Source organism: Rhodococcus chondri (assembly GCF_036327435.1).
GTDB lineage: Bacteria > Actinomycetota > Actinomycetes > Mycobacteriales > Mycobacteriaceae > Rhodococcus > Rhodococcus chondri.
Genome location: NZ_JAUZMZ010000077.1, coordinates 1 through 22,934, shown reverse-complemented (window position 1 = coordinate 22,934; position 22,934 = coordinate 1). Strand labels below are relative to the sequence as shown.

The 22,934-nt window shown below is 66.6% G+C and carries 21 protein-coding genes, 2 tRNA genes and 1 pseudogene; 10 read left to right on the top strand and 14 right to left on the bottom strand.

What is annotated here, in order from left to right; all coding sequences use genetic code 11:
* A partial coding sequence (locus tag Q8814_RS14565) for a TPM domain-containing protein (protein ID WP_330152730.1) occupies positions 1-274 on the bottom strand: 274 nt, incomplete at its 3' end.
* Between the two features lie 88 nt (positions 275-362).
* Between Q8814_RS14565 and Q8814_RS14560 the strand changes: the two genes are divergently transcribed.
* Genes Q8814_RS14560 through dnaG form a run of 3 tightly spaced genes read left to right on the top strand, consistent with a single transcriptional unit; the run spans position 363 to position 4,315 of the window.
* On the top strand, positions 363-1,052 hold the full coding sequence (locus tag Q8814_RS14560) for a YdcF family protein (RefSeq protein WP_408015906.1): 690 nt from the start codon (positions 363-365) through the stop codon (positions 1,050-1,052).
* Between the two features lie 37 nt (positions 1,053-1,089).
* Positions 1,090-2,361, top strand: coding sequence for a deoxyguanosinetriphosphate triphosphohydrolase (locus tag Q8814_RS14555; protein WP_330152729.1), 1,272 nt, complete (start codon positions 1,090-1,092; stop codon positions 2,359-2,361).
* A 46-nt stretch (positions 2,362-2,407) separates the two neighbouring features.
* The gene (gene dnaG, locus Q8814_RS14550) at positions 2,408-4,315 is read left to right on the top strand and encodes a DNA primase (protein WP_330152728.1); all 1,908 of its coding nucleotides are present in this window, start codon (positions 2,408-2,410) and stop codon (positions 4,313-4,315) included.
* A gap of 1 nt (position 4,316) precedes the next feature.
* Here dnaG and Q8814_RS14545 read toward each other — a convergent pair whose 3' ends face one another.
* On the bottom strand, positions 4,317-4,562 hold the full coding sequence (locus tag Q8814_RS14545) for a hypothetical protein (protein WP_330152732.1): 246 nt from the start codon (positions 4,560-4,562) through the stop codon (positions 4,317-4,319).
* A gap of 149 nt (positions 4,563-4,711) precedes the next feature.
* Here Q8814_RS14545 and Q8814_RS14540 point away from each other — a divergent pair.
* Positions 4,712-4,784 (top strand) — tRNA-Asn (locus tag Q8814_RS14540).
* A 251-nt stretch (positions 4,785-5,035) separates the two neighbouring features.
* Positions 5,036-5,109: transfer RNA gene (locus Q8814_RS14535), tRNA-Ile, on the top strand.
* A gap of 41 nt (positions 5,110-5,150) precedes the next feature.
* Here Q8814_RS14535 and Q8814_RS14530 read toward each other — a convergent pair.
* From Q8814_RS14530 to Q8814_RS14515, 4 genes and pseudogenes are all read right to left on the bottom strand, one after another.
* Positions 5,151-5,699, bottom strand: coding sequence for a DinB family protein (locus Q8814_RS14530; RefSeq protein WP_330152727.1), 549 nt, complete (start codon positions 5,697-5,699; stop codon positions 5,151-5,153).
* Between the two features lie 116 nt (positions 5,700-5,815).
* Positions 5,816-6,823: an alpha/beta hydrolase gene (locus tag Q8814_RS14525; protein WP_330152726.1), complete on the bottom strand. Its 1,008-nt coding sequence runs from the start codon at positions 6,821-6,823 to the stop codon at positions 5,816-5,818.
* Positions 6,824-6,968: 145 nt separating this feature from the next.
* Positions 6,969-7,264, bottom strand: a pseudogene (locus tag Q8814_RS14520) (VOC family protein).
* Between the two features lie 25 nt (positions 7,265-7,289).
* Positions 7,290-7,838, bottom strand: a complete 549-nt coding sequence (locus Q8814_RS14515) for a DinB family protein (RefSeq protein WP_330152725.1) — start codon at positions 7,836-7,838, stop codon at positions 7,290-7,292.
* 126 nt (positions 7,839-7,964) lie between these two features.
* On the opposite strand from Q8814_RS14515, the gene Q8814_RS14510 reads away from it, so the two are divergent.
* Positions 7,965-8,927 carry an endonuclease/exonuclease/phosphatase family protein gene (locus Q8814_RS14510; RefSeq protein ID WP_330152731.1) on the top strand — a complete coding sequence of 321 codons (963 nt, stop codon included), beginning with the start codon at positions 7,965-7,967 and terminating at the stop codon, positions 8,925-8,927.
* 87 nt (positions 8,928-9,014) lie between these two features.
* Here the strand turns inward: Q8814_RS14510 and Q8814_RS14505 are convergent, their stop codons facing one another.
* Complete coding sequence (locus Q8814_RS14505) at positions 9,015-10,163, bottom strand: thiolase family protein (RefSeq protein ID WP_330152724.1); 1,149 nt, start codon at positions 10,161-10,163, stop codon at positions 9,015-9,017.
* 34 nt (positions 10,164-10,197) lie between these two features.
* Positions 10,198-10,617, bottom strand: coding sequence for a Zn-ribbon domain-containing OB-fold protein (locus Q8814_RS14500; protein ID WP_330152723.1), 420 nt, complete (start codon positions 10,615-10,617; stop codon positions 10,198-10,200).
* 148 nt (positions 10,618-10,765) lie between these two features.
* Here Q8814_RS14500 and Q8814_RS14495 point away from each other — a divergent pair, with 148 nt between their 5' ends.
* The 4 genes from Q8814_RS14495 to Q8814_RS14480 all read left to right on the top strand — a co-directional run bounded on the left by Q8814_RS14495 (position 10,766) and on the right by Q8814_RS14480 (position 13,972).
* A complete protein-coding gene (locus Q8814_RS14495; protein ID WP_330152722.1) occupies positions 10,766-11,296 on the top strand; it encodes a DinB family protein in 531 nt (176 codons plus the stop codon).
* A 73-nt stretch (positions 11,297-11,369) separates the two neighbouring features.
* The gene (locus Q8814_RS14490) at positions 11,370-12,497 is read left to right on the top strand and encodes an NDMA-dependent alcohol dehydrogenase (protein WP_330152721.1); all 1,128 of its coding nucleotides are present in this window, start codon (positions 11,370-11,372) and stop codon (positions 12,495-12,497) included.
* Between the two features lie 37 nt (positions 12,498-12,534).
* Positions 12,535-13,365 carry a serine hydrolase domain-containing protein gene (locus tag Q8814_RS14485; protein ID WP_330152720.1) on the top strand — a complete coding sequence of 277 codons (831 nt, stop codon included), beginning with the start codon at positions 12,535-12,537 and terminating at the stop codon, positions 13,363-13,365.
* 100 nt (positions 13,366-13,465) lie between these two features.
* Positions 13,466-13,972 (top strand): DUF3145 domain-containing protein, encoded by a 507-nt coding sequence (locus Q8814_RS14480; protein ID WP_330152719.1) that lies wholly within the window; start codon positions 13,466-13,468, stop codon positions 13,970-13,972.
* A 102-nt stretch (positions 13,973-14,074) separates the two neighbouring features.
* Here the strand turns inward: Q8814_RS14480 and Q8814_RS14475 are convergent, their stop codons facing one another.
* From Q8814_RS14475 to aceE, 6 genes are all read right to left on the bottom strand, one after another.
* Entirely contained in the window at positions 14,075-15,508 is a 1,434-nt protein-coding gene (locus tag Q8814_RS14475) for an acyl-CoA carboxylase subunit beta (RefSeq protein ID WP_330152718.1), read from the bottom strand.
* A gap of 93 nt (positions 15,509-15,601) precedes the next feature.
* A complete protein-coding gene (locus Q8814_RS14470; protein ID WP_330152717.1) occupies positions 15,602-16,843 on the bottom strand; it encodes a KasA/KasB family beta-ketoacyl-ACP synthase in 1,242 nt (413 codons plus the stop codon).
* An 8-nt stretch (positions 16,844-16,851) separates the two neighbouring features.
* Entirely contained in the window at positions 16,852-17,127 is a 276-nt protein-coding gene (acpM, locus tag Q8814_RS14465) for a meromycolate extension acyl carrier protein AcpM (protein ID WP_330152716.1), read from the bottom strand.
* Between the two features lie 124 nt (positions 17,128-17,251).
* Positions 17,252-18,160, bottom strand: coding sequence for an ACP S-malonyltransferase (locus Q8814_RS14460; protein ID WP_330152715.1), 909 nt, complete (start codon positions 18,158-18,160; stop codon positions 17,252-17,254).
* A gap of 128 nt (positions 18,161-18,288) precedes the next feature.
* The gene (locus Q8814_RS14455) at positions 18,289-19,602 is read right to left on the bottom strand and encodes a PucR family transcriptional regulator (RefSeq protein ID WP_330152714.1); all 1,314 of its coding nucleotides are present in this window, start codon (positions 19,600-19,602) and stop codon (positions 18,289-18,291) included.
* Between the two features lie 68 nt (positions 19,603-19,670).
* Complete coding sequence (gene aceE / locus Q8814_RS14450) at positions 19,671-22,526, bottom strand: pyruvate dehydrogenase (acetyl-transferring), homodimeric type (protein WP_330152713.1); 2,856 nt, start codon at positions 22,524-22,526, stop codon at positions 19,671-19,673.
* Positions 22,527-22,934: the final 408 nt, after the last annotated feature.

Here is a 22,934-nt window from a genome sequence, read left to right as displayed (position 1 = left end):
AGTTGTAGGGGAGCCCGTCGAAGGTGGACACGTAGGTCACCCACAGCTGCAGTCGATGCTCGTCGTACAACGCGTCGGCGGCCTGCTGGATGCGGGCGGTGTCGTCGCCGTCCAGCACACCGGCGGTATCGGTGATCGGCTGTGGCAGCCGCGACGGTGGCTCCGCCGAGGCAGCGACCGGGATCAGCAGCCAGGCCGCTGCCGCCAGCAGAAGCGGGAGCAGCGCCGGCACGAGCCGGGCGGGACGTCGGTGCGGGACCGGTGCGTGTGCCATGTGGACGAATCTAGTAGTTCGTCGCACCGGACGAGGGAACAGCGCGTCACCGCGCGGCCGCCGCGGGGACCACTGGCAGAATCGAGGGGTGAGTACCGCAGCCCGCCGCCAGAACCCGGCCCCGCCGCTCCGCGAGGAGCGCAGTCTCGGGTCTTCGATCGCGCGCTGGGCCCGGCGGCTGATCGTCGGCGTCCTGCTCGCCGCGATCCTCGTCGTCGGGGGAACGGCGGTCCGGGTCTGGCAGGTCGCGCGCATCGACGACCGGTCGCCGGCCGATGCGATCGTCGTGCTCGGCGCGGCACAGTATTCGGGCACTCCGTCGTCGGTGTTCGAGGCCCGACTCGAGCAGGCCCGCAAACTGTACGAGGGGGGCGTGGCCCCGAGCATCGTCACCGTCGGCGGCAAACAGGAAGGTGATCTGTTCACCGAGGCGGCCGCCGGGAAGAACTTTCTGGTGTCGCGGGGGGTGCCCGCCGACGCCGTCGTCGCGGTGGAGGAAGGATCCGACACTCTGCTCAGCGTCGAGGCCGTGAGCCGCGAGATGGGCGAGCTCGGCCTGTCGTCCGCGGTACTGGTCAGCGACCCGTGGCATTCGCTGCGGACCCGGACCATGGCACGCGACTCGGGTCTCGAGGCGTGGACGGCCCCGACCCGGCAAGGACCGGCGGTCTTCACCCGCGAATCGCAGTTCCACGGAATCGCCCGGGAGACAGGCGCGCTGATCTGGTACCAGATCACCCATTACTCCGCGGATTTCCCGTATACAGCGGAGCAGTAAGGCCGGACGTAGAGTCCGGTGGACGAAGGACGGTCTGATGCACGGATACAGCGAACACGAACTCGAGCGGCGCGTCGACGAGGCCGCGAAGCGATCCGGGCTGGCCGGTGCCGAACAGGCGGCCGCGGACCGCACGGCGTTCGCGCGCGACCGCGCCCGGGTCCAGCACAGCGCGGCCCTGCGACGGCTGGCCGACAAAACGCAGGTCGTCGGACCTCGCGACGGTGATACGCCGCGCACCCGCCTGACACATTCGATGGAGGTCGCGCAGATCGGCCGCAGCATCGCCGACGGGCTCGGCTCCGACCCCGACCTCGTCGACCTTGCCGGGCTCGCCCACGACATCGGGCACCCGCCGTACGGACACAACGGGGAACGGGCTCTCGACTCGGTCGCTGCGCCGTGCGGAGGTTTCGAGGGCAACGCGCAGAACCTGCGGATCCTCACGCGTCTGGAACCGAAAGTCCTGTACCCCGACGGCACCAGCGCCGGGCTCAATCTCACCCGCGCCTCGCTCGACGCGACGCTCAAGTACCCGTGGACACGTCCCTCCCCGGGAGCGAAGTTCGGAACCTACGACGACGACGCCGAGTCGCTCGCATGGATCCGCAAGGGCGCTCCCGAGCAGCGCAAGTGCCTCGAAGCGCAGATCATGGACTGGTCCGACGACGTCGCCTACTCGGTGCACGACCTCGAGGACGGAGTCATCGACGGACGGATCGACCTGCGGATCCTCGACGACGCCGATTCCGTGACCGGTCTCATCGAACTCGGCATGCGGGAGTTCTCTGGGCTCGATCCCGCAGAAATGCGGGAAGCGGCGAAGAGGCTGTCTTCGATGCCGGTGGTGCTCGCCGTGAGCACCTTCGACGGCACGCTCGCGTGCTCGGTGGCACTCAAGCGACTCACGAGCGAACTGGTCGGCCGGTACGCCACGGCGGCGATCAGCGGCACCCGGGAGGTCGTCGGGGACGAGCCGATCACCCGCTACGACGCAGACCTCGTGATCCCGGCGGTCGTGGCCTCGGAGGTCGCATTGCTCAAGACCATGGCGCTGCAGTTCGTCATGTCGAACAGTGCCCACCGTTCCCGGCAGGAAAGCCAGCGCGAACGCATCTTCCGCGTCGCCGAATGGCTGTTACGCACTGCTCCTATCGGCCTCGACCCGTTCTTCGCCGCCGACTGGACTGCCGCACCCGACGACGCCGCGAAGGTACGCGTCGTGGTCGATCAGATCGCATCGTGCACCGAGTCCCGGCTCGAGCGGATCGACCGCGACAGCCTCGCCGCGCAGGCCAGCTGGGGGTAGACGCCCCCGGCCGGGGTCGGGCGCGGCACGGCCTAGACTCGTCGTCGTGGCCGGCCGTATTTCAGACAGAGACATCGCGGCCATTCGCGACCGCGTGCGTATCGAGGACATCGTCGGGGACTACGTCGCCCTCAAGCGAGGTGGTGCCGACTCGCTCAAGGGACTCTGTCCCTTCCACGACGAGAAATCTCCGTCGTTCCACGTGCGGCCCAATCACGGGCACTTCCACTGCTTCGGCTGCGGGGAGGGTGGCGACGTGTACTCGTTCCTGCAGAAGATCGAGCACGTCAGCTTCGTCGAGGCCGTCGAGCAGCTCGCCGAACGCGTCGGCTACACCATCAGCTACGAGGGTGGCGGACCGTCGGTGCAACGCGATCGCGGTACCCGCGCCCGGCTCGTCGCCGCGAACGCCGCCGCGCAGGAGTTCTACGCGGAACAACTCCGCACTCCCGACGCGCAGACCGCCCGCGACTACCTGACCGAACGCGACTTCGATGCTGCCGCCGCCGAAATGTTCGGATGCGGCTATGCCCCGGCCGGATGGGACGCGCTGACCAAGCATCTCCTGGGTCGCGGGTTCGAATTCGCCGAACTCGAGGCCGCGGGACTGTCGCGACAGGGCAGGCGTGGCCCCATCGACCGGTTCCATCGCCGCTTGCTGTGGCCGATCCGCAACCTCGCGGGCGACGTCATCGGATTCGGGGCGCGACGGCTGTTCGACGACGACACCCTCACCGCCAAGTACATGAACACACCCGAAACGGTGCTGTACAAGAAATCGCAGGTCTTGTTCGGCCTCGATCTGGCGAAACGCGAAATCGCCAAGGCACATCAGGCCGTGATCGTCGAGGGCTACACCGACGTCATGGCCATGCACCTGGCCGGAGTGAAAACCGCTGTGGCCGCCTGCGGTACGGCCTTCGGCGACGAGCACCTCGCGATGCTGCGCCGGCTCCTCATGGACGACAGTTACTTCCGTGGGGAAGTGATCTACACCTTCGATGGTGACGCCGCCGGGCAGGCGGCCGCGATGAAGGCGTTCGAGGGCGACCAGAAAACTGCCGCCAAGACTTTCGTCGCGATCGCGCCGAAGGGCATGGACCCGTGCGAGTTGCGGCAGGAATCCGGCGACGCTGCGGTCCGGGACCTCGTGGCCCGACGAACGCCGATGTTCGAGTTCGTCGTCAAATCCATTCTGTCCGAACATGATCTGGATACCGTCGAGGGGCGGGTCGAGGCGTTGCGCCGCTCGGTTCCCGTGGTCGCGCGCATCAAGGACCGATCGATGCGCGACAACTACTCGGTGCAGCTCGCGCACTGGGTGGGCTGGGACGACATCCCCACCGTGCGCCGGCGCGTGCAGGAAGAAGCCCGCAAGGGCGGCCGTGTCCCCGAGGCCAAATCGCGTCCGGCCCCGGCGGCGACGGCCGAAGCGGGTGTGTTGCGCCGGCCCCGCCCCAACGATCCGGCACTGTGGCCGCAACGCGACGCCCTCAAGGCCGCGCTGCAATATCCCGGTATCGCGGGCACCGTGTTCGACTCGCTGCCCCCGGAGACATTCACAGACCCCGCGTACGCCGCTGTCCGTGAGGCGGTGGCGGCCGCCGGTGGTGCAGGTGCGGGGCTGGGAGGCGGCGAATGGGTCGACGCTGTCGGCCGCGCCGCCACGGACCCTGTGGTGCACTCGCTGGTGATGGAACTGGTCGTCGAGTCGCTTCCCATCGAGGAGGATCGAGTCCCTCGATACATCGGGGGAGTGCTGGCCCGGCTGCAGGAGGTGTGGGTCGGTGAACAGGTCGCGGAGCTGAAATCGAAACTGCAGCGGATCTCGCCGGCCACCGAATCGGACGAGTTCCACGCCTTGCTCGGCGACCTCGTCGCACTCGAGCAGTACCGGCGCAGCCTGCTCGACCAGGCCATCGGCGACACGAGTGGCGACGGCCTGGCCGGCTGACCTACCTCTTGAGCTGGTCGCGCGGAACCAGGATCGTGGTTTCCTCGTCGATCGGCTTCATCGGTTCGAGCTTCGGTTGGGGGCTCAGCGAATCCGAGAGCTTCTGTCGGCCCACTTCGATGGCCTTTTTCGTGACCGGACTACCGGCCACCGCCTTGGCGGTCTTGCTGATCTGTTCGTATCGGGCTCGGCCTGCCCGGGTGCCGAGAACGTAGCCTGCGGCGGCCCCGACCAACAATCCCATCAATGTGTCGTCCTTCCAGCTGTGTCTGCGCGTCCATGCCATCCTGCCCGATCCTCGCTCCCATGCCCACACGCAGGCGATTTGGTTCTTCGGTGGATGTGGCGCTATGGTTTTTCACGCACCGGGGGAAACCGCGGAGCACCGCAGGTCAATCCCCTGTAGCTCAATTGGCAGAGCATTCGACTGTTAATCGAACGGTTGCTGGTTCGAGTCCAGCCGGGGGAGCGCGCAGAATCCTCCCACCTGAAATCAGGTGGGAGGATTTCTTCGTTTCGGGGGCGTGCGCCGCGTGAGCCGGTTGGTGTGATTTCCGCCATATCGACCGCGGGCTCGGCGCGACCGCGGCCCATGCCCTGCTCGCACTTGTCGTCGTCCGGGTGTCGGCAGCGAAGGCTTTCATTGCCGGGTGACCCCGTTAGGATCGGATGGCGTGCGGCAGGGTACCATGCGAAACGCGCTGTCCGAGTGGCAGCGACGGGGCGGTAGCTCAGTCGGTTAGAGCCGTGGACTCATAATCCATTGGTCGCGGGTTCGAGCCCCGCCCGCCCCACTTCGACCGTGCGCGGCGCTCATCGAGCTATGCCGCCTTCCTCACTCGGTGGGTTCATGCCGATCGAGGGTGAGTTGTTGCTCGTGGAAGTCGAAGTGTCTGGTGGGATACAGGTACAGCTCACCAATAGTCATGTAGTCGGTGAAGAACGGGTCCCAGCGCACCGGAAAGGGCATGCCTCGCCGCAGTGTCGACTCGGATTCGCGTTGCAGCCGGCGACTCAGCGCACCGATGACCCGGTCGGCTTTCGCGCCCATCCGGTTCCGGTTGTACACCAGTGCCGCCGCGCAGGAACCGTAGTAGTTGACCACATGGAATGGCCGTGTGCCGGCGTCGAGGACCTGGGCGAATCGCCGCCCGACTCCGGCGGGTAGCCGGCTGACCACCCGCACCAGCGGAAGCAGCGCCTGCACAACCATGTACCCGAAAACCATGTGGAACAGCAGTTGCTCGTTGGTCCATCGGGTCCCGGCCGACCGGCGCCGTAACGAGGCGTCGGAAACCTCGTCGAGAAGACGGTGGAGGTGCACACGGGTGCGTTCGAGTTCACCGGCGATGGCAGTCCTGTCCACCCGTTCGGCCCGATTCATGATCAACCGCCTGTTCGACGACCCACCGACGCTCGGTAGCCGTCGATACCAGGCTTCCTCGCCCGCGCCGCCTCCACAACCCTGGGTCTGATCCCGTTGTGGACGGCAGCGAGGTCTCAGGCGTCGAGACCCATCGACACGGCCAGGACGGGCCACGAATTGCGGAGATCGTCCTCCCAGTAGCTCCAGGAGTGGGTTCCGGGTGCGCCGAGGTCTGCGGTGACGGGAATCCCCAGAACGCCGAGTTTGTCGACCAACTGCCGGGTGCAGATGTTGGTGGCCACTTCGATGGCCCCGCCGGCGATGATCTGCGTGGTGAACGATTCACCTGCCGCACGTTCCTGCCCGGGAACGTCGTAGGGTCCCGGGAGGCCGTTCCGGCTCGTCAGATAGATATCTTTGCCGCGCAACAGGTCTGCATTGAGATATCCGTCATGCTCGGCCCATCGGGGATCGCCGTCGGGACCCCACATGTTTTCGACGTCGCCCTTGCCGCGGCGTTCCACCACGAGCTTGACGAACTGCTTGCCGATCGGATCGCTGGTGCGCACGCACCCGCTGAACGACGCGACACCGGAATACAGGTCGCCGCTCTGGATCGCCAGGTCCAGTGCGGATCCCGCACTCATCGACATACCGAGGATCGACTGGGTGCCGTTCGCGCCCAACGCCTCGTCGATCACCGGCGGGAGTTCCTCGGTCAGGAAGGTCTGCCACTGATTGCGTCCGAGCACCGGATCGTCGTTCGCCCAGTCGGTGTAGTAGCTGAAGTTGCCGGTGGCCGGCACGACGACATTGACGTCCTTGTCCGAGTAGAACTCGAAGATGTCGCTGCTCTCGGCCCAACCGGTACCTTCGATGACGCCGACACCGGCACCGCCGAGCGCATACAGCACCGGCCTCGGCATGCTCGAATCCGCCGGACGGAGTACGTCCAGAGGGATCACCGTGTCCATCGACGGCGAGTACACATCGATCTTCCAGCGTTGCTCGGTGATGTGCTCGAGATGCTCGACGTGCGCCTCGGCGGGTGCGGGTTCGGCGTTCGCGACCGTGACCCCGAACACCGTCATCGACACGGCGACCGCGGATACGGCAAGACTGTGAAAAACGCGCTGTGGCATACCATATCGACGCACGAAAGGACTCCTCGACTCATTGATCCGGCTGAGTCGTTCCCCGTTGTCGACCCTCTTGGCACCTCGTAGATTACCCTCGCGGGCCGGAGACACTCCCTGCGGGATAGGCACACTCGCGTTTCGCGCGTACTCAGTCGAGACAGAACTCGTTCCCTTCGGGGTCCGCCATCACGATGTGACCGGCCTCGAGTGGGGGAGCGGGCTCGAAACGCTGGAGACGGTAAGTGCCGCGGGAGACGAGGCGCTCGGCCTCCGTCTCCAGGGCGGACATCCGCGCATCACCCTCGAGGCCGGGGGCGGCCCGCACGTCGAGATGGACACGATTCTTGGCCTGTTTTCCTTCCGGAACCCGGGAGCGTCGGCCCAGAATTTCGCCAACTCGGATGGATCGGCGCAGTCGAACGTGATCTGAACTCGGTGGGCCATATCGGCTCGCCTCCTGTCGGGTCCGTCAACGAGTGTGAAGGTAGAGATCCCGGAGCAGGCAGACCTCGGACAGATGGTGGATCAGCTCCCGGTTGATGTGCAGCACCAGCGCTGCCAGGGGGTACTCGGCGTACGGTCCTTCAGCCTCGCCGCAGGGGCGGGCGAGTCCGGCCTCCCCGAGCGACTCGACACCGGCGAGCCATGTCGCAAGTTCCGTATCCAGCTGGATCAAGGCGTCGTCGGCGGTCGCGGCGTACTCGAACGACATGTAGTCGGTGGGGGTGCGACCGAAGTGCGCGGCGTTGCGCATCGCGAGCACACCGACGATGACGTGCCCGAGCCGCCACGCGATCGTCGTGAACGGGGGCGGACCCGGTTCGGGCATCGCGAAGTCGATGGTCATGGCCCCTGACCCGGCCTGCACCGGTGCCGTGCCGGTACCGCGCGGGCGCACCGACCAGCAGCCGGGCGCGGGTTCCCAGAAGTATTCGTCGTCGGTCAGACCCTCGAGGCGGCTACGCACCGGATATGCGAGCTGGTCTCGCAGGGCGGAATTCCAGGTGAGGTCGGTCATGGCCCCCAGCATCCCGCATACAGCGGACAGAATCGGTCCGTTTCGCGGCGAGGACCACCGTCGGGGGCGGATGGCGCGCGGCGCAGCGGCAGACATTTTCGTCCATGTGCTTATCTGTCGGGTGTGATGTCGAAGTGGGTGCGGATCGGGTCCGGTGTTCTCGCGTGGATCGCCACGTCGATCGGAGCTGCCGGCATCGCACTGCACTTCAGCCCCTCGTCGTCGCGTGTCTTCGTGCTTGCGGCGTCGGGTGTGCCGTACCTGCTGATCGGCGCCGTCGTCGGCGTTGCGTTGTTTGTCGTCCTGCGGCGCCGGATCGGTGCGGCCGCGGCCCTCGTCGTGCTTGCCCTTGCGACCTGGACTCAGGCTCCGCTGTACGTCGCGAGCGGGAACCCTGGGGCCGGGGTTGTCGTGAACGTCATGCAGGCGAACATTCTGTTCGACGGTGGTGCCGATCCGGAAGCGGTGGTCGCCGAGGTGCGCGCGCGAGATATCGATGTCCTCACCGTCAGCGAACTGACACCGGCGGGGGCCGACGGTCTCGTCCGGACGGGACTCGACGAGCTGTTGCCGCACCGGTATCTCGCACCTGGCGAGCTGGCATCGGGGACTGGGATCTGGAGTCGATTCCCGTTGTCCGACACCGTCGAATACGACGGCTTCGTCCTTCGTCAGATCTCGGCGACCGCGAGCATTCCCGGCGTCGGCCCCGCGACGGTCTACGCCTTCCACGCCGTACCGCCGGTATTCGGCACCCAGGCATGGGCCGACGAGTTGTCCCGGCTGGCAGGGGTTCTCGCATGGACACCGCCGANACGTCCGGCGATCGTCGGCGCCGATTTCAACGCGACCTACGACCACTCGCAGTACCGGAACCTTTTGTCAGGACGGTTCGAGGACGCCGCCGATCAGGCCGGTGCCGGGCATCTGCGTACCTACCCGACGGACAGGTGGTTGCCGCCGGTGATCGGTATCGACCGCATCCTTGTCGCGGACGGAACGGCGACGGCGATGGAGACGGTGGATCTGCCGGGCGCCGACCATCGCGCGGTGGTGGCGCGAATTCACCTGGACGGTGGACTGCCGTAGCGGCAGACAACTCGGTCCGCTGTCCCGGATTCCCCATCGTGTGAGGAGATCCGGGACAGCGGGCGATCTTTCCGAGTATGAGGTTGCTCAGAGGGAGAGGATCGACGCGGCAGCGGTTCCGGGTGCGCCGTAGACCTGGGCGAGGCCGACCTTCGGCTCACCCGGAATCTGGCGCTCGCCGGCTTGACCGCGCAGCTGAAGAACCAGCTCGTGAACCTGGCGGATGCCGGAGGCGCCGATGGGCTCCCCGTTGGCGATGAGACCGCCGTCGGTGTTCACGGGCAGAGAGCCACCGATCTCGGTGGCGCCTTCGGCGATCAGCTTCTCCTGGTCTCCGTCGGCGCACAGACCCGTCTCGGCCATGTGGATGACCTCGGCGCCGGCATCGGTGTCCTGGAGCTGGGCGACGTCGACGTCCTCGGGGCCGATGCCGGCGGTCTCGTATGCGGCCTTCGCCGCGTACACCGTCGGCGACACGTCCTCCTCGGTTGCCGCCCATGTCGCATGCACCTCGTAGGCGCCGTACGTGCGGGTTCGAATAGCGGTGGAGCGCAGGTACACGGGCTTGTTCGAGGTGTACTTCGACACCAGGTCGCCGCGGCACATGATGACGGCAGCGGCGCCCTCGTCGGGGGCGCAGAACATCTTCGCGGTCAGCGGGTAGTTCAGCATGGGAGACTCGAGGATCTCTTCGATGCTGAATTCGGTGCGCCGGAACGCCTTCGGGTTCAAGCCGCCGTTGCGGTAGTTCTTCGCCGCGACACGGGCGAGCGTCTCGTGCGAGATGTTGTGGTCGATGACGTAACGGTTGGCCTTCATGCCGAAGAACTTCGTGGTGACGAACTGGCCGTTCTCGGCGTACCAGGCCGGCAGTCCGAGCATGGCCGGGTCGGCGGTGAACGCACCGCGGGGGTGCTTGTCGGTGCCGACGGCGATGCCGATGTCGTACTTGCCCGAGCGGATGCCGTCGGCCGTCTGCTCGATGGCGCTGGCAGAGGTGGCGCAGGCATTGAAGACGTTCGTGAAAGGAATGCCGGTCAGACCCACGAGGCGCGTCACCGCGTCGGTGTTGTCGACCTCGTAGCTCCCACCGATGCCGAACTGGATGTCCTTCCAGGCGACACCCGAGTCGGTCAGAGCGAGTTGGATTGCGTCGGCGGCCATCTCGATGGCCGACTTGGTACCGAATCTGCCGAACGGGTGAAGACCCACACCGATGATGGCAACGTCGTTCATAGTTTCAAGGACTCCTCGATCAGGTGTGTGTGGATCAGACCGGCGCGAATGCCCACGTGACGATGTCCGTGCCGTCTTCGTCGGTGTAGAACGGGACGAAGGTGAGCTCGAGTTCCATGCCGGGAACCAACTTGGCCGGATCGTTCTCGGTCAGTCGCGCTTCCACGCGCACGACGTCGCCGAGCTGGATCAGGCCGAAAGCGAACGGCTTGAACGTCTTCGCGGTTTCGTTGCCGGCGTAGGGCTGCTTCGGGACGAATCCCTGGGTCGTCCACGCGACCAGGGTGCCGCGACGCGGCAGCAGCTGCTCGGACATGTGGGGACCGCTGCACCGCGGGCATCTGGACTGCTGCGGCCACGTCGTGGCGCTGCAGTCGCCGCAGTGGCTGCCGATGAGCTGCGGGTGTTCCGCCGGCCAGGTCGATACGTCGGGCGCGAGCGCCTTCGTCGTCATGTCTGTTGTCCTCCGTTGTCCGGTGCCGTCGCGTCGGTCCTTCGCCAGCCGATGGCATACGGCTTACGCTAATCGGAAATGTCATTCTCCGCAATGAGATCAGCGTATCCGCGAGCCGGTCGTACCGGAGCGGGCCTAGCATTGCCGGATGGCCATCACCCCGGATGTCAAGGACTGGAGCTGGGTCGTCGAGCGTGCGTGCCCCGACTGCGGATTCGACCCCTCCGCCGTTGCCTTCGACGACATTCCGGCCCTCGTGCGGGAGCGACTCGGTTCCTGGTCTGCGGTCCTCGCGCGGCCGGACGCAGGCAATCGGCCCGATGCCGACACCTGGGCGCCGGTCGAGTACGCGGCTCATGTGCGTGATGTCTGCCGAGTGTTCCGTGGCCGGCTGGCCCTGATGCTCGAGCAGGAGGATCCGCCGTTCGAGGACTGGGACCAGGACGGTGCGGCGATCGCGGATGCCTACCGACGCCAGGCGCCGGCTACCGTTGCCGCCGAGTTGCGATCGGCGGCGGACGAGGCGGTGGGGGCCTTCGCTGCGGTCCCGGAAGCCCTGCGGGGGCGCACCGGCCGTCGTGGAGACGGCGCACGTTTCACGGTCACGACGCTGGCGCTCTACTTCGCTCACGAACACGTCCACCATGTGTGGGACGTGGAGTACCGCGAACTTTCCTAGAACCTGTTCCAATTTGGTCCGATTGTGGCTATCGTCACTCCCACAATTGCAATGCGATGGAGGGCGAAGCCAGATGAAGACCAAGGGTGCGGTGCTGTGGGGTCTCAACGAACCGTGGTCGGTCGAGGAGATCGAACTCGGGGATCCTGTCGCGGGTGAAGTGCAGATCCGGATGCAGGCCGCCGGCATGTGCCATTCGGACCATCACATCGTCACCGGTGCGACGCCGATGCCGTCGTTCCCCGTCATGGGTGGGCACGAGGGCTCGGGTGTCATCACCAAGGTCGGCGACGGCGTCGTCGGATTCGAAGTCGGCGATCACGTCGTTCTGTCGTTCATTCCGGCCTGCGGCCGCTGTCCGTCGTGTGCATCGGGACATTCGAACCTGTGCGACCTCGGGGCCGGATTGCTCAGCGGCCAGGCGATCTCCGATGGTTCGTACCGCATCCAGGCGCGCGACCAGAACGTCATCCCGATGTGCCTGCTGGGCACCTTCTCGCCGTACATGACCGTCAACCAGACCCAGGTCGTCAAGATCGACAAGGACATCCCGTTCGAACTCGCGGCCCTCGTCGGCTGCGGTGTTCCGACCGGCTGGGGCTCCGCTACGCACATTGCCGATGTGAAGGCGGGGGAGTCCGTCGCGATCATCGGTGTCGGCGGTGTCGGCATGAGCGCCCTGCAGGGCGCGGTCGCGTCGGGCGCCCGCCACGTGTTCGCCATCGATCCGGTGCCGTGGAAGCGCGAACAGGCCTTGAAGTTCGGTGCCACCCACACCTTCGCCTCCATCGAGGAAGCCATCGTTCCGATCATGGAGATCACGTGGGGGCGCATGTGCCAGAAGACGATCATCACGGTCGGTGAGATGTCCGGCGACCTGGTCGACCCGTCGCTCACGCTCACCTCGAAGGGCGGCAAGTGTGTCGTGACCGCGATGGGCTTCATGTCCGACATGGACGTCAAGCTGAACTCCTTCCTGTTCTCGATGCTGCAGAAGGACCTGAAGGGCAACATCTTCGGCGGCTGCAATGCTCGGGTGGACATCCCCAACCTGCTGGACCTGTACCGGTCCGGCCAGCTCAACCTGGCCGACATGGTGACGCGGACCTACAAGCTCGAGCAGATCAACGACGGCTACAAGGACATGCTCGACGGCAAGAACATTCGCGGCGTGATCAAGTACACCGACGCCGACTGGTGACGGTGCGGCATCACACGCCGTCTCGTAGGCTGACGTGGTGCGCAGCCTCGATCTGATTTCCGACTGGCCCGTCGACCACGCCGCTGCCGCGGTTCTGACCCGCAGCGGCGGTGTGGTCGGGTCGGTGGGCGACCCGGCGCGCGTCTATCCGCTGGCCTCGGTCACCAAGCCTCTCGTGGCCTACGCGGTGCTCGTCGCGGTCGAGGAAGGTGCGATCGAGCTCGACCAGCCGGCCGGTCCGCCGGGCTCGACCGTGCGCCACCTCCTGGCCCATGCCTCAGGACTCCCTTTCGCGGAGCGCACCCCCCAAACCGAACCCGGACGCCGACGCATCTACTCGAGCGCGGGATTCGAGATTCTCGCCGAACTTGTCGCATCGGAGACCGGTATCGCGTTCGCCGACTACCTGACCGAAGGCGTCTTCGAACCGCTCGGCATGCGCGAGTCGACACTGCCCGGTCCGGCCGGACACGGTGGCCACTCGTCGACGGCCGACCTGGTGTACTTCGCGGGGGAGTTACTCGAGCCGACGTTGGTGTCGCGGCAGACGCTCGACGAGGCCACCGGCGTCCAATTTCCCGGTCTCGCCGGATTGGTGCCGGGCTACGGAACTTTCAAGCCCAACGATTGGGGACTGGGTTTCGAAATTCGCGGACACAAGAATCCCCACTGGACCGGTGCGAGCAATTCACCGCGGACATTCGGGCATTTCGGTCAATCCGGCACATTCCTGTGGGTCGATCCCGAAATCGAAACCGCCTGCGTCGTACTGACGAATCGAGCATTCGGGGACTGGGCAAAGCCCCTGTGGCCTGCGGTAAACGACGCGATCGTCCAAGAACTCACAGAAACCTCTCCCGTTACCTAGCGAAACAGCCGCAACACCGGCACACTAGGCGTCAGTCGCATACGAGAACTTTCGGCAGAGGTCGTTGGGGAAGACGTCCTCGTCGAATCGGAGGTGATGTATGCGCGCATCGAACCAGTTCGCGGATGCGACGACGGGAGTGGTCTACATTCACTCGTCGCCCGCCGCGGTCTGTCCGCATATCGAGTGGGCGCTGGCTGCGGCACTCGACAGCCGGCCGGACCTGACGTGGACCGGGCAACCCGCCGATGTCGGCCTGCTGCGCACCTGCGTCGAGTGGGCAGGTCCGGTGGGTACCGCGAGCCGTCTGGCCGAGGCGCTGCGGGTATGGCCGATGCTGAGGTTCGAGATCACCGAAAACCCGAGTGAGGGGGTCGACGGTGAACGCTACAGCTACGTCCCCCGATTGGGACTGTGGCGGGGAAACATGAGTGCCAACGGCGACATCGTCATCGGCGAGATGCGGCTCCGCGCGATGCTGGCCTCCGTCGACGTCGCCTCCGAAATCCACCGTGCGTTGGGGACCGCATGGGACGACGAACTCGAGATCTATCGCAGCGGCGACGAAGGTGCCGAGGTGACCTGGCTCCGTCGCGATGTCGGTTAGCCACCGATCCGCCGGATCCACAGAAGACGAACTGCGCGTCGCCACCCGATCGGGTGGCGACGCGCAGTGTTGTGTTCGAACGTTGTCGTGTTCGGGCTGCCTCTACAGCGGAATGTTCTTGTTCCGGACGCGAACCGGGGCCGCGCCGGCAAGAGCGGCAGCGAGAGTGCTGCGGGTCTTGGCGGGCTCGATCATCTCGTCGACCACACCGATCGACATCGCACGACCCACTCCACCCGCGAGGGCTTCGTGCTCCGCTGCCAGACGGTCGTGCAGGGCCTCCCGCTCGTCTTCCGGCGCGGCGGCGAGCGCCTTCTTGTGCAGAATGCCGACCGCTGCCTTCGCGCCCATCACTGCGACCTCGGCTTCCGGCCATGCGAAGACCGCAGTCGCGCCGAGCGCTCGGGAATTCATGGCGATATAGGCACCGCCGTAGATCTTGCGGGTCACCAGCGTCACCCGCGGCACCTGGGCTTCGGCGAACGCGTGCAGCAGTTTGGCGCCGCGCCGGACGACTCCCTCCCACTCCTGGCTCACCCCGGGAAGGTAGCCGGGTACATCCACGACGACCACCAGTGGAACACCGAACGCGTTGCACATCCGCACGAACCGGGCGGCCTTCTCGGCGCTCTCGGAATTCAGGCAGCCACCGAGTCGCAGCGGATTGTTGGCGATGACACCGACGGTGCGGCCGCCGAGCCGGCCGAAACCGGTCACGACGTTGCGTGCCCAGCCGCCCTGCAGTTCCTCGAAGCTCGATTCGCCCTCGACGTTGTCGAGGAGCTCATGAACGATGGGCCGGACGTCGTACGCGCGACGCGGCGATGCGGGCAGCAGCGCGCGCAAATCGGTGTCGCCGTGTTCGGCTGCGGCAACATCGAACTCGCCCTGTTCGGCGAGCATCGACACGAGCCGCCGCGCGCGGTGGAGGGCGTCCTCCTCGTCCTCGGCGGCGATGTGCGCGACACCGGACTTCTTGGTGTGGGTGTCGGGTCCGCCGAGGGACTCCATGTCCACCTGCTCGCCGGTGACGCTGCGCACGACGTCGGGGCCGGTGACGAAGACACGGCCCTCGGGCGCCATGATCACGATGTCGGTGAGCGCCGGACCGTAGGCTGCGCCGCCCGCGGCGAAGCCGAGGACGACGGAAATCTGGGGGATCCGGCCGGAGGCGCGGACCATCGCTTCGAAGACCAGTCCGACGGCGTGCAGGGCCTCCACACCTTCGGCGAGGCGTGCACCGCCGGAGTGGAACAGGCCGACGATCGGAATGTCCTCGTCGATCGCGGTATCGATTGCGGTGACGAGGTGCTTGCAGCCCTCGACACCCATGGCGCCGCCCATGACGGTCGCGTCCGAACAGTAGGAGACGGTGCGGACACCGTCGACCTGCCCGATTGCCGCGAGCACCCCGGACTTGTCGCGCGGGTGAAGCAGTTCGACGGTTCCCGGATCGAACAGTTTCTCGAGACGTGCCAGTGGGTCTCGCGGATCCACGGCGGTGTCGCGCTGAGTGGCTGGATCCAGAATGGTCATCGGTGCTCCTCGGGCAAGCGCGGTAGTGGGTGTCGCGGTGGGGGCCCCGGTCCTGCGGACCCCCACCGCCACGGTGAGGCGAGTGCGGACGGGTCAGACCCGGCCGAACGCAAGCGCCACGTTGTGCCCACCGAATCCGAACGAGTTGTTCAACGCGAAATCGAATCGGCCGTAGCGAGGTTCGCCCTTGACTACGTCGAGATCGATTTCTGGATCCTGATTTTCGAGATTGAGCGTGGGCGGAATGACTCCGTCACGCAGACTCAGGACCGTCAGTACTGCCTCGAGCGCACCGACTGCGCCGATCGAATGTCCGAGTGCGGACTTCGGTGCGTAGATCGCGGCGTGGTTGCCCACGGCCGCGCCGATCGCCTTGGCTTCGGCGATGTCGCCGATCGGGGTTGCCGTTGCATGCGCATTGACGTGCCCGATGTCGGCCTTGGTGAGTCCGGCGCTCTCGATGGCCCGGGTCATCGCACGGGCCGCGCCGGTGCCTTCCGGATCGGGAGCGACGATGTGGTATCCGTCCGACGTGATGCCGGCGCCGAGGAGCCGGGCGTGGATGGTCGCGCCCCGGGCCTTCGCGTGCTCCTCGCTCTCGAGAACCATCATCGCTCCGGCCTCGCCGAAGACGAATCCGTCGCGGTCCTTGTCGAACGGGCGCGACGCCCCCTGGGGGTCGTCGTTGCGGGTGCTGAGCGCCCGCATCATCGCGAAGCTGGCCGTCGCCACCGCGTCGAGCTGACCTTCGACACCACCGGTGACGACGATGTCGGCGTCACCGAGCGCGATCATCCGGTACGCATGCGCGATCGCTTCGGAACCGGACGAGCATGCGGAGACGGGGGTGATGACCCCGGCGCGGGCGCCGAGTTCGAGGCCCACGGTCGCCGACGGGCCGTTCGGCATAACCATCTGCACCGCGAACGGCGACACCTTGCGGTAGCCGCCGGCCCGCAGCTTGTCGACCGCGTCGATGAGGCTCTCGCCGCCGCCGAGGCCGGTGCCGATGACCACGCCGAGCCGGTCGTGATCGACTTCCGGGGTGCCGGCGTTCGCCCACACCGTGCGCGACAGCGTCAGGGCGAGCCGCTCGACGAAGCTCATGCGGCGGATCTCGACACGCGAGAGGGTCTCGTCCGGGCTGACCTTCAGCGTGCCGCCGATGCGGACCGGAAGGTCGAACTCGTCGACGAAACCTCCGAGTGTGCCGATGCCGCTCTCGCCGGCCAGAAGTCCCTTCCACGTGGCATCCACGTCACCAGCGAGCGACGTCGTGGTCGCGAGGCTGGTGACGACGACGTTTCGCAGTGTCCGAGGAGAAGCGGAAGTCACGGCAGAACTCACTCGTTGTCGTTCGTGGCCTGAACGCCCTCGGCCTCGAGCTTCTGGATGTAGGAAACGGCATCGCCGACGGTGCGCAGGCCGGCGAGGTCCTCGTCGGGGATCTTGACGCCGTACTTGTCCTCGGTCTGGACGGCAATCTCGACCATGGAGAGGGAGTCGATGTCGAGGTCGTCGACGAACGACTTCTCGATGGTCACCTCGGAGGGCTCGATGCCGGTGACCTCTTCGATGATCTCCGCGAGACCGGCGATGATTTCTTCCTGAGTAGCCACGTCGTGGCTCCCTTCTTGGTTTGTCTGTGTCGTGTCAACCGGACGGAGGATTCCGCCCGGCCCGGGGATCCCCGGTTCTTTCGTGCCCGTGCTGTGCGACGGCGCGCGCAGCAAACTAGCCGAGTTACAGCGTTTCGGCCAGTGCGGAGATTTCCACGGGAGTCTTGAGGGCCGCAGTGGGCGTGCCGCGCATTTCGCGCTTGGCGATGCCGACGAGCGTGCCGGCAGGGGGCAGTTCCACCACGGCGGATACCTGGGCGGCTCGCATCGCGGCGGTGCACAGGTCCCATCGGACCGGCCGGGTGACCTGCGCGGCCAGCCGGTCGAGGGCATCGGTGCCCGAGCCGACGGCTGCGCCGTCGTAGTTGGACAGCAAGGTGCGGGTCGGATCGCTGGGTGTGATCTTGCCCGCGGCGGCGGCCACGGCGTCCTGGGCGGGTGCCATGAAACGGGTATGGAAGGCACCGGCAACAGGGAGCGCCCGGACACGGGCCTTCGCAGGCGGGTTCGCGGCGAGTTTCTCGAGTGCGTCGAGGCGACCCGCGGCGACGATCTGACCGGCGGCGTTCATATTCGCCGGGGTGAGATCCAGTTCGGCGAGGCGAGCGAGCACCTCGTCCTCGGCTCCGCCGAGCACGGCGGACATTCCGGTGGGTTCCAACGCGCACGCCTTCGCCATCTCTGCGCCGCGGATCGCGGCGAGCGAGACGGCGTCGTCCGCGCTGATCACGCCGGCGATCGCGGCGGCCGCGAGTTCGCCGACGGAATGCCCCGCGACGATCGTGTCGGCCGGGACGAGACCGCGCGACTCGAGTTCGTCGTGGGCCAGCAGCGCGGTGGCGACGACGAGCGGCTGGGTCACTGCGGTATCGGTGATCTCCTCTGCTGTGGCGGTGGTGCCGAGGCGCTCCAGGTCGAGGCCGGAGGCTTTCGACCACAGCTGGATGCGGTCGCGAGAGCCGGCCTGCTCGAGCCACGGCGCAAGCATTCCGGGTGTTTGAGACCCCTGACCGGGGGCAAGCAAGGAAATCACGATGATCAGAGAACACCCATTCGGCACCCCTCCGAGATGTCGGTAGGAATGAAAGGTTCGACCAGGAATTGTAGGGTTCCTACAAATTCCCATGTCGGCGTCCGCTATCGGACCTACCCCGACCGGCGTTACGTGTCCGCTTCGCGAATTGTGAAACGAGTGGCAGGTGGTGCCGGGGATCGCAATTCGTTATGAGTTCGAGCCAAGCGACCTACGGTTGCCGCGATTCGCAACACGTACGCATCTCGGGGATTTGTGGGATCCCGCCCCGTGACTTCTGTGATTCGCTTCAGTCGATACCGGACGGTATTTGGATGAACAAACAGGTTTCGGGCGCAGGACTCGACAGCGCCCCCGCTGTCGAGGTATGCGTCCAGCGTTGCGGCCAGTGAACTGCCCGCGGCGGCCAGCGGCGCCACGATGTAGTCCTCGAGCGCGACGATCGCCGCGGGATCGCCCAGCAGCGACCGTTCCGGCAGCAACTCGGCCGCATGCACCGGCCGCGGCGCCCCCGGCCAGCCCACCACGGCCCGCATTCCGGCCATCGCCTCCACGGCGGAGACGTGAGCGGAGGCGAGCGTCGGGGTGGTCGGGCCGATCACCACGGGATCATCGGAGAAACTGCGCATCAGTTCGTCGCGGAACGCCGCAGCCTCCGACGTGCCGTGCAGATCGCCGCTGACCACCATGACCAGACGCGCACCCTGCACCACCGCGAGCGCCGCCCGGCCGTAACGGCGGGCGACGGTGTGCACCGTGGTCACCACCGACACGCCTTCCTCGGGCGGCGGACTGCCGACGATCACGGTCGCGGGCGCCGTGGCATCCCAGTTCAGCGTGGCCGCCCGGGACTGCATGTCCGATCCGGTGTCGCCGCGGACCACCGCGTCGACGACCAGCGCCTCGAGCCGGGTGTCCCAGGCGCCTCGTGACTCCGCCGCGCTCGCATACACGGATGCAGCCGCAAAACCCAGCTCGCGCCCGTACCGCAGGATCGCCTCCGTCAAGGAGACGAGCTGCTCCTCGTTGCGCGCGAGCGCGGGCAACCACTGCTCGAAGAACTCCATCGCCGCCCGGACCATGTCCACCGTCTGCCGGAACGTCAGACGACGCGCCAGATCCTGGGGAATGGCCTGGAACGCATTCAGGCTGAAGCGGATATCGCTGTCCGGGTCGCGAACCCACTCGATGAAGTCGACCACCGAGGTCTGGATGATCAGCTGCACCGTGGCCCGCTGCGAGGCATCGAGATCACCGAAGAACGGCAACTGTTCCTGCATCACATGCACAGCCTCGGTCGACAACCGACCGGAGAACTGCTTGACCCGACGCAACAAGGCGTCGGGCAGCGGCGCCCGTTCCGGCCGGACCGGAGGCACCGGGCGCCCCGAGGGAACGCCCGGTGCCCGGGTCAGCCGGGGGGATGCAGGCTCGTCGACCATGGAAAGAACCTACCCGGCGGCCGCCCGGTCACCGGAGACCCGCCGCGAAATTCGACTCCACCCCGCGGTCAGGCGACACCCGGATCCGCGAGCGACTCGGGCGCAGCCAGCACGTCGTCGATGCGGTACTTCGCGGCGGCCTCGACCGCACGCGCCGTATCGATCGCACCCTCGCGCCCCAGCGCCGCGAGCACCGCGACGACCGTCGACTCGGCATCGATGTTGAACACGCGGCGCGCCGCGGCACGGGTATCGGAGAACCCGAATCCGTCGGCGCCGAGCACCGTGTAATCGCCCGGTACCCACTTGCGGATCTGGTCCGGCACGGCACGCATCCAGTCGGAGACCGCCACGAACGGACCCGCGGCGTCGTTGAGAACCTTCGCCACGTACGGGACCGGGGCATCTTCGCCCGGGTTGAGCAGCGCGTAACGGTCGCACTCGACGCCGTCGCGACGCAACTCGCCCCACGAGGTGACCGACCAGACATCGGCCGACACACCCCACTCTTCGGCGAGCATCTGCTGCGCCCGCAGGGCCTCGGGCACGATCACGCCGGACGACAGGATCTGGGCCTTCGGACCCGATGCGCTGCCCGGCCGGTAGAGGTAGACGCCCTTGAGCAGGCCCTCCACATCCAGGTTCTCCGGTTCGGCCGGCTGCGAGTAGGGCTCGTTGTAGATGGTGATGTAGTAGAAGATGTTCTCCCCGCCGAACCCGTCGACACCCTCGGTGCCGCCGTACATGCGCCGGAGACCGTCGCGCATGATGTGCGCGATCTCGTAGGAGAAGGCGGGGTCGTACGTCACCGCAGCCGGATTCGTCGATGCGAGCAGCAACGAATGTCCGTCCGCGTGCTGCAGACCCTCACCGGTGAGGGTGGTGCGACCGGCGGTGGCGCCGAGCACGAACCCGCGCGCCATCTGATCGGCCGCAGCCCACAGACCGTCGCCGGTGCGCTGGAAACCGAACATCGAATAGAAGATGTACACCGGGATCATCGGCTCGCCGTGCGTGGCGTACGACGTGCCCACCGCCGTGAACGAAGCCGTCGAGCCCGCCTCGTTGATGCCCTCGTGCAGGATCTGACCGATCTCGCTCTCCTTGTAGGCGAGCATGAGGTCGGCGTCCACCGAGGTGTACAGCTGGCCGTTGCGGTTGTAGATCTTCAGCGACGGGAACCACGAGTCCATGCCGAAGGTGCGTGCCTCGTCGGGGATGATCGGCACGATGCGCTTGCCGATCTCCTTGTCGCGCAGCAACTCTTTGAGCACCCGCACGACCGCCATGGTGGTGGCCACTTGCTGCTTGCCGGAGCCCTTGCGGACCACGTCGTAGGTCTTGGCCTCGGGCAGCTTCAGCGGCGCGGTGTCGGTGCGGCGCTCCGGCAGGAACCCACCGAGATTGCGGCGGCGTTCGAGCATGTACTGGATCTCGGGTGCCTCGAAGCCGGGGTGGTAGTACGGCGGCATCTTCGGGTTCTTCTCGAGCTCCGCGTCGGAGATCGGGATGCGCTGCACGTCGCGGAAGTACTTCAGATCCTCGAGGGTCAGCTTCTTCATCTGGTGGGTCGCGTTACGGCCCTCGAAGTGCTTACCGAGGGTGTACCCCTTGATGGTGTGGGCCAGGATCACCGTCGGCTGGCCCTTGTGTTCGAGCGCAGCCTTGTAGGCGGCGTGGATCTTGCGGTAGTCGTGGCCGCCACGCTTGAGATTCCAGATCTCCTGGTCGCTGAGGTGCTTGACCAGTTCCTTCGTGCGCGGGTCGCGACCGAAGAAGTGCTCACGGACGAACGCGCCGTCGTTGGCCTTGTACGTCTGGTAGTCGCCGTCCGGCGTGACGTTCATCAGGTTGACCAGCGCGCCGTCCTTGTCGGCGTGCAGCAGGGCGTCCCACTCGCGGCCCCAGACGACCTTGATGACGTTCCAGCCCGCGCCGCGGAAGAACGACTCGAGTTCCTGAATGATCTTGCCGTTGCCGCGCACCGGACCGTCGAGACGCTGCAGGTTGCAGTTCACGACGAACGTCAGATTGTCGAGGCCTTCGGTGGCGGCGACATGCGCCAGGCCGCGCGATTCGGGCTCATCCATCTCGCCGTCGCCGAGGAACGCCCACACATGCTGATCGGAGGTGTCCTTGAGGCCGCGGTCGTGCAGGTAGTGATTGAACCGGGCCTGGTAGATGGCATTCATGGGGCCGATGCCCATCGAGACCGTGGGGAACTCCCAGAAACCGGGCAGCAGTCGCGGGTGCGGATAGGACGGCAGAGCGCCGCCCTGGCTCGCGTGGCTGGCCTCCTGTCGGAAGCCGTCCATCTGCTCGGCCGGGATACGGCCCTCGAGATACGCGCGAGCGTAGATGCCGGGGGAGGCGTGGCCCTGGATGAAGATCTGGTCGCCGCCGCCCGGATGGTCCTTGCCGCGGAAGAAGTGGTTGAACCCGACCTCGTACAGCGCTGCCGACGAGGCGTAGGTGGAGATGTGCCCGCCGACACCGATGCCGGGCCGCTGCGCGCGGGTGACCATGATCGCGGCGTTCCAGCGGATGTAAGCGCGGAAACGACGCTCGACTTCCTCGTCACCGGGGAACCACGGTTCATTCTCGGTGGGGATGGTGTTGACATAGTCGGTGGAGGTCAGCGCGGGAATCGATACGTTGCGCTCGTTCGCACGCTCGAGCATGCGCAACATCAGGTAACGCGCGCGGGTCGGGCCGGCCGCTTCGAGCATGCCGTCGAACGACTCGAGCCACTCTGCGGTCTCCGCCGGATCGATGTCCGGAAGGTAGGAAGCCACGCCCTCGCGGATCACCCGAACTCGGCTGTCCGTGGCCGGCGTCTTCGGGTTGGTCGAGGGTCCCGATCCCGATGCGCCGGGAGTGTTGGCGACTGCTCGGGAGTCGGGGCCGTGGATCAGGTCTGTCAACGTCTGCTCCTCATCGTGGTGGGGTGCGCGAGGTGTGGCACCCACTCCGTAGGCCGGCTCTTGTGGGAGCCGACTCATCGACATCTGAACATGATGCGCCCCTCATCTTCCCCTATCGGGTAGCAAGCGGCACCCCTCACCCGCACTTTCCGGCCTTCGGCGCCACGCCGACGGCGCCGGATCGGACTTTCGAAGCGGGCTGGCGTAGCGTCGCCGGAGAAGATTCTCGGGGGTTTTGCAGCGATTCGGGTTGCGTTGAGCCGCCCGACGATGTTCGCTTTGACCATTGATCGTCACGTCGGGTATGCGGAACGTCCGCGCACCCCAACCTTAAGGAGGAGCCACCGTGGTCGCCGCGGCGGATGCCAAGAACAACGTTTCAAAGCTCGGTATCACTCACGACCACGT

Excerpts from the sequence above, each read along its gene's own strand:
- Q8814_RS14505 (WP_330152724.1), bottom strand. The coding sequence starts at position 10,163 with ATGAACGACGTTGCCATCATCGGTGTGGGTCTTCACCCGTTCGGCAGA.
- Q8814_RS14555 (WP_330152729.1), top strand. The coding sequence starts at position 1,090 with ATGCACGGATACAGCGAACACGAACTCGAGCGGCGCGTCGACGAGGCC.
- Q8814_RS14475 (WP_330152718.1), bottom strand. The coding sequence starts at position 15,508 with ATGACCATTCTGGATCCAGCCACTCAGCGCGACACCGCCGTGGATCCG.
- Q8814_RS14455 (WP_330152714.1), bottom strand. The coding sequence starts at position 19,602 with ATGGTCGACGAGCCTGCATCCCCCCGGCTGACCCGGGCACCGGGCGTT.
- Q8814_RS14490 (WP_330152721.1), top strand. The coding sequence starts at position 11,370 with ATGAAGACCAAGGGTGCGGTGCTGTGGGGTCTCAACGAACCGTGGTCG.
- Q8814_RS14525 (WP_330152726.1), bottom strand. The coding sequence starts at position 6,823 with ATGCCACAGCGCGTTTTTCACAGTCTTGCCGTATCCGCGGTCGCCGTG.
- Q8814_RS14480 (WP_330152719.1), top strand. The coding sequence starts at position 13,466 with ATGCGCGCATCGAACCAGTTCGCGGATGCGACGACGGGAGTGGTCTAC.
- Q8814_RS14530 (WP_330152727.1), bottom strand. The coding sequence starts at position 5,699 with ATGAATCGGGCCGAACGGGTGGACAGGACTGCCATCGCCGGTGAACTC.
- Q8814_RS14495 (WP_330152722.1), top strand. The coding sequence starts at position 10,766 with ATGGCCATCACCCCGGATGTCAAGGACTGGAGCTGGGTCGTCGAGCGT.
- Q8814_RS14515 (WP_330152725.1), bottom strand. The coding sequence starts at position 7,838 with ATGACCGACCTCACCTGGAATTCCGCCCTGCGAGACCAGCTCGCATAT.
- Q8814_RS14500 (WP_330152723.1), bottom strand. The coding sequence starts at position 10,617 with ATGACGACGAAGGCGCTCGCGCCCGACGTATCGACCTGGCCGGCGGAA.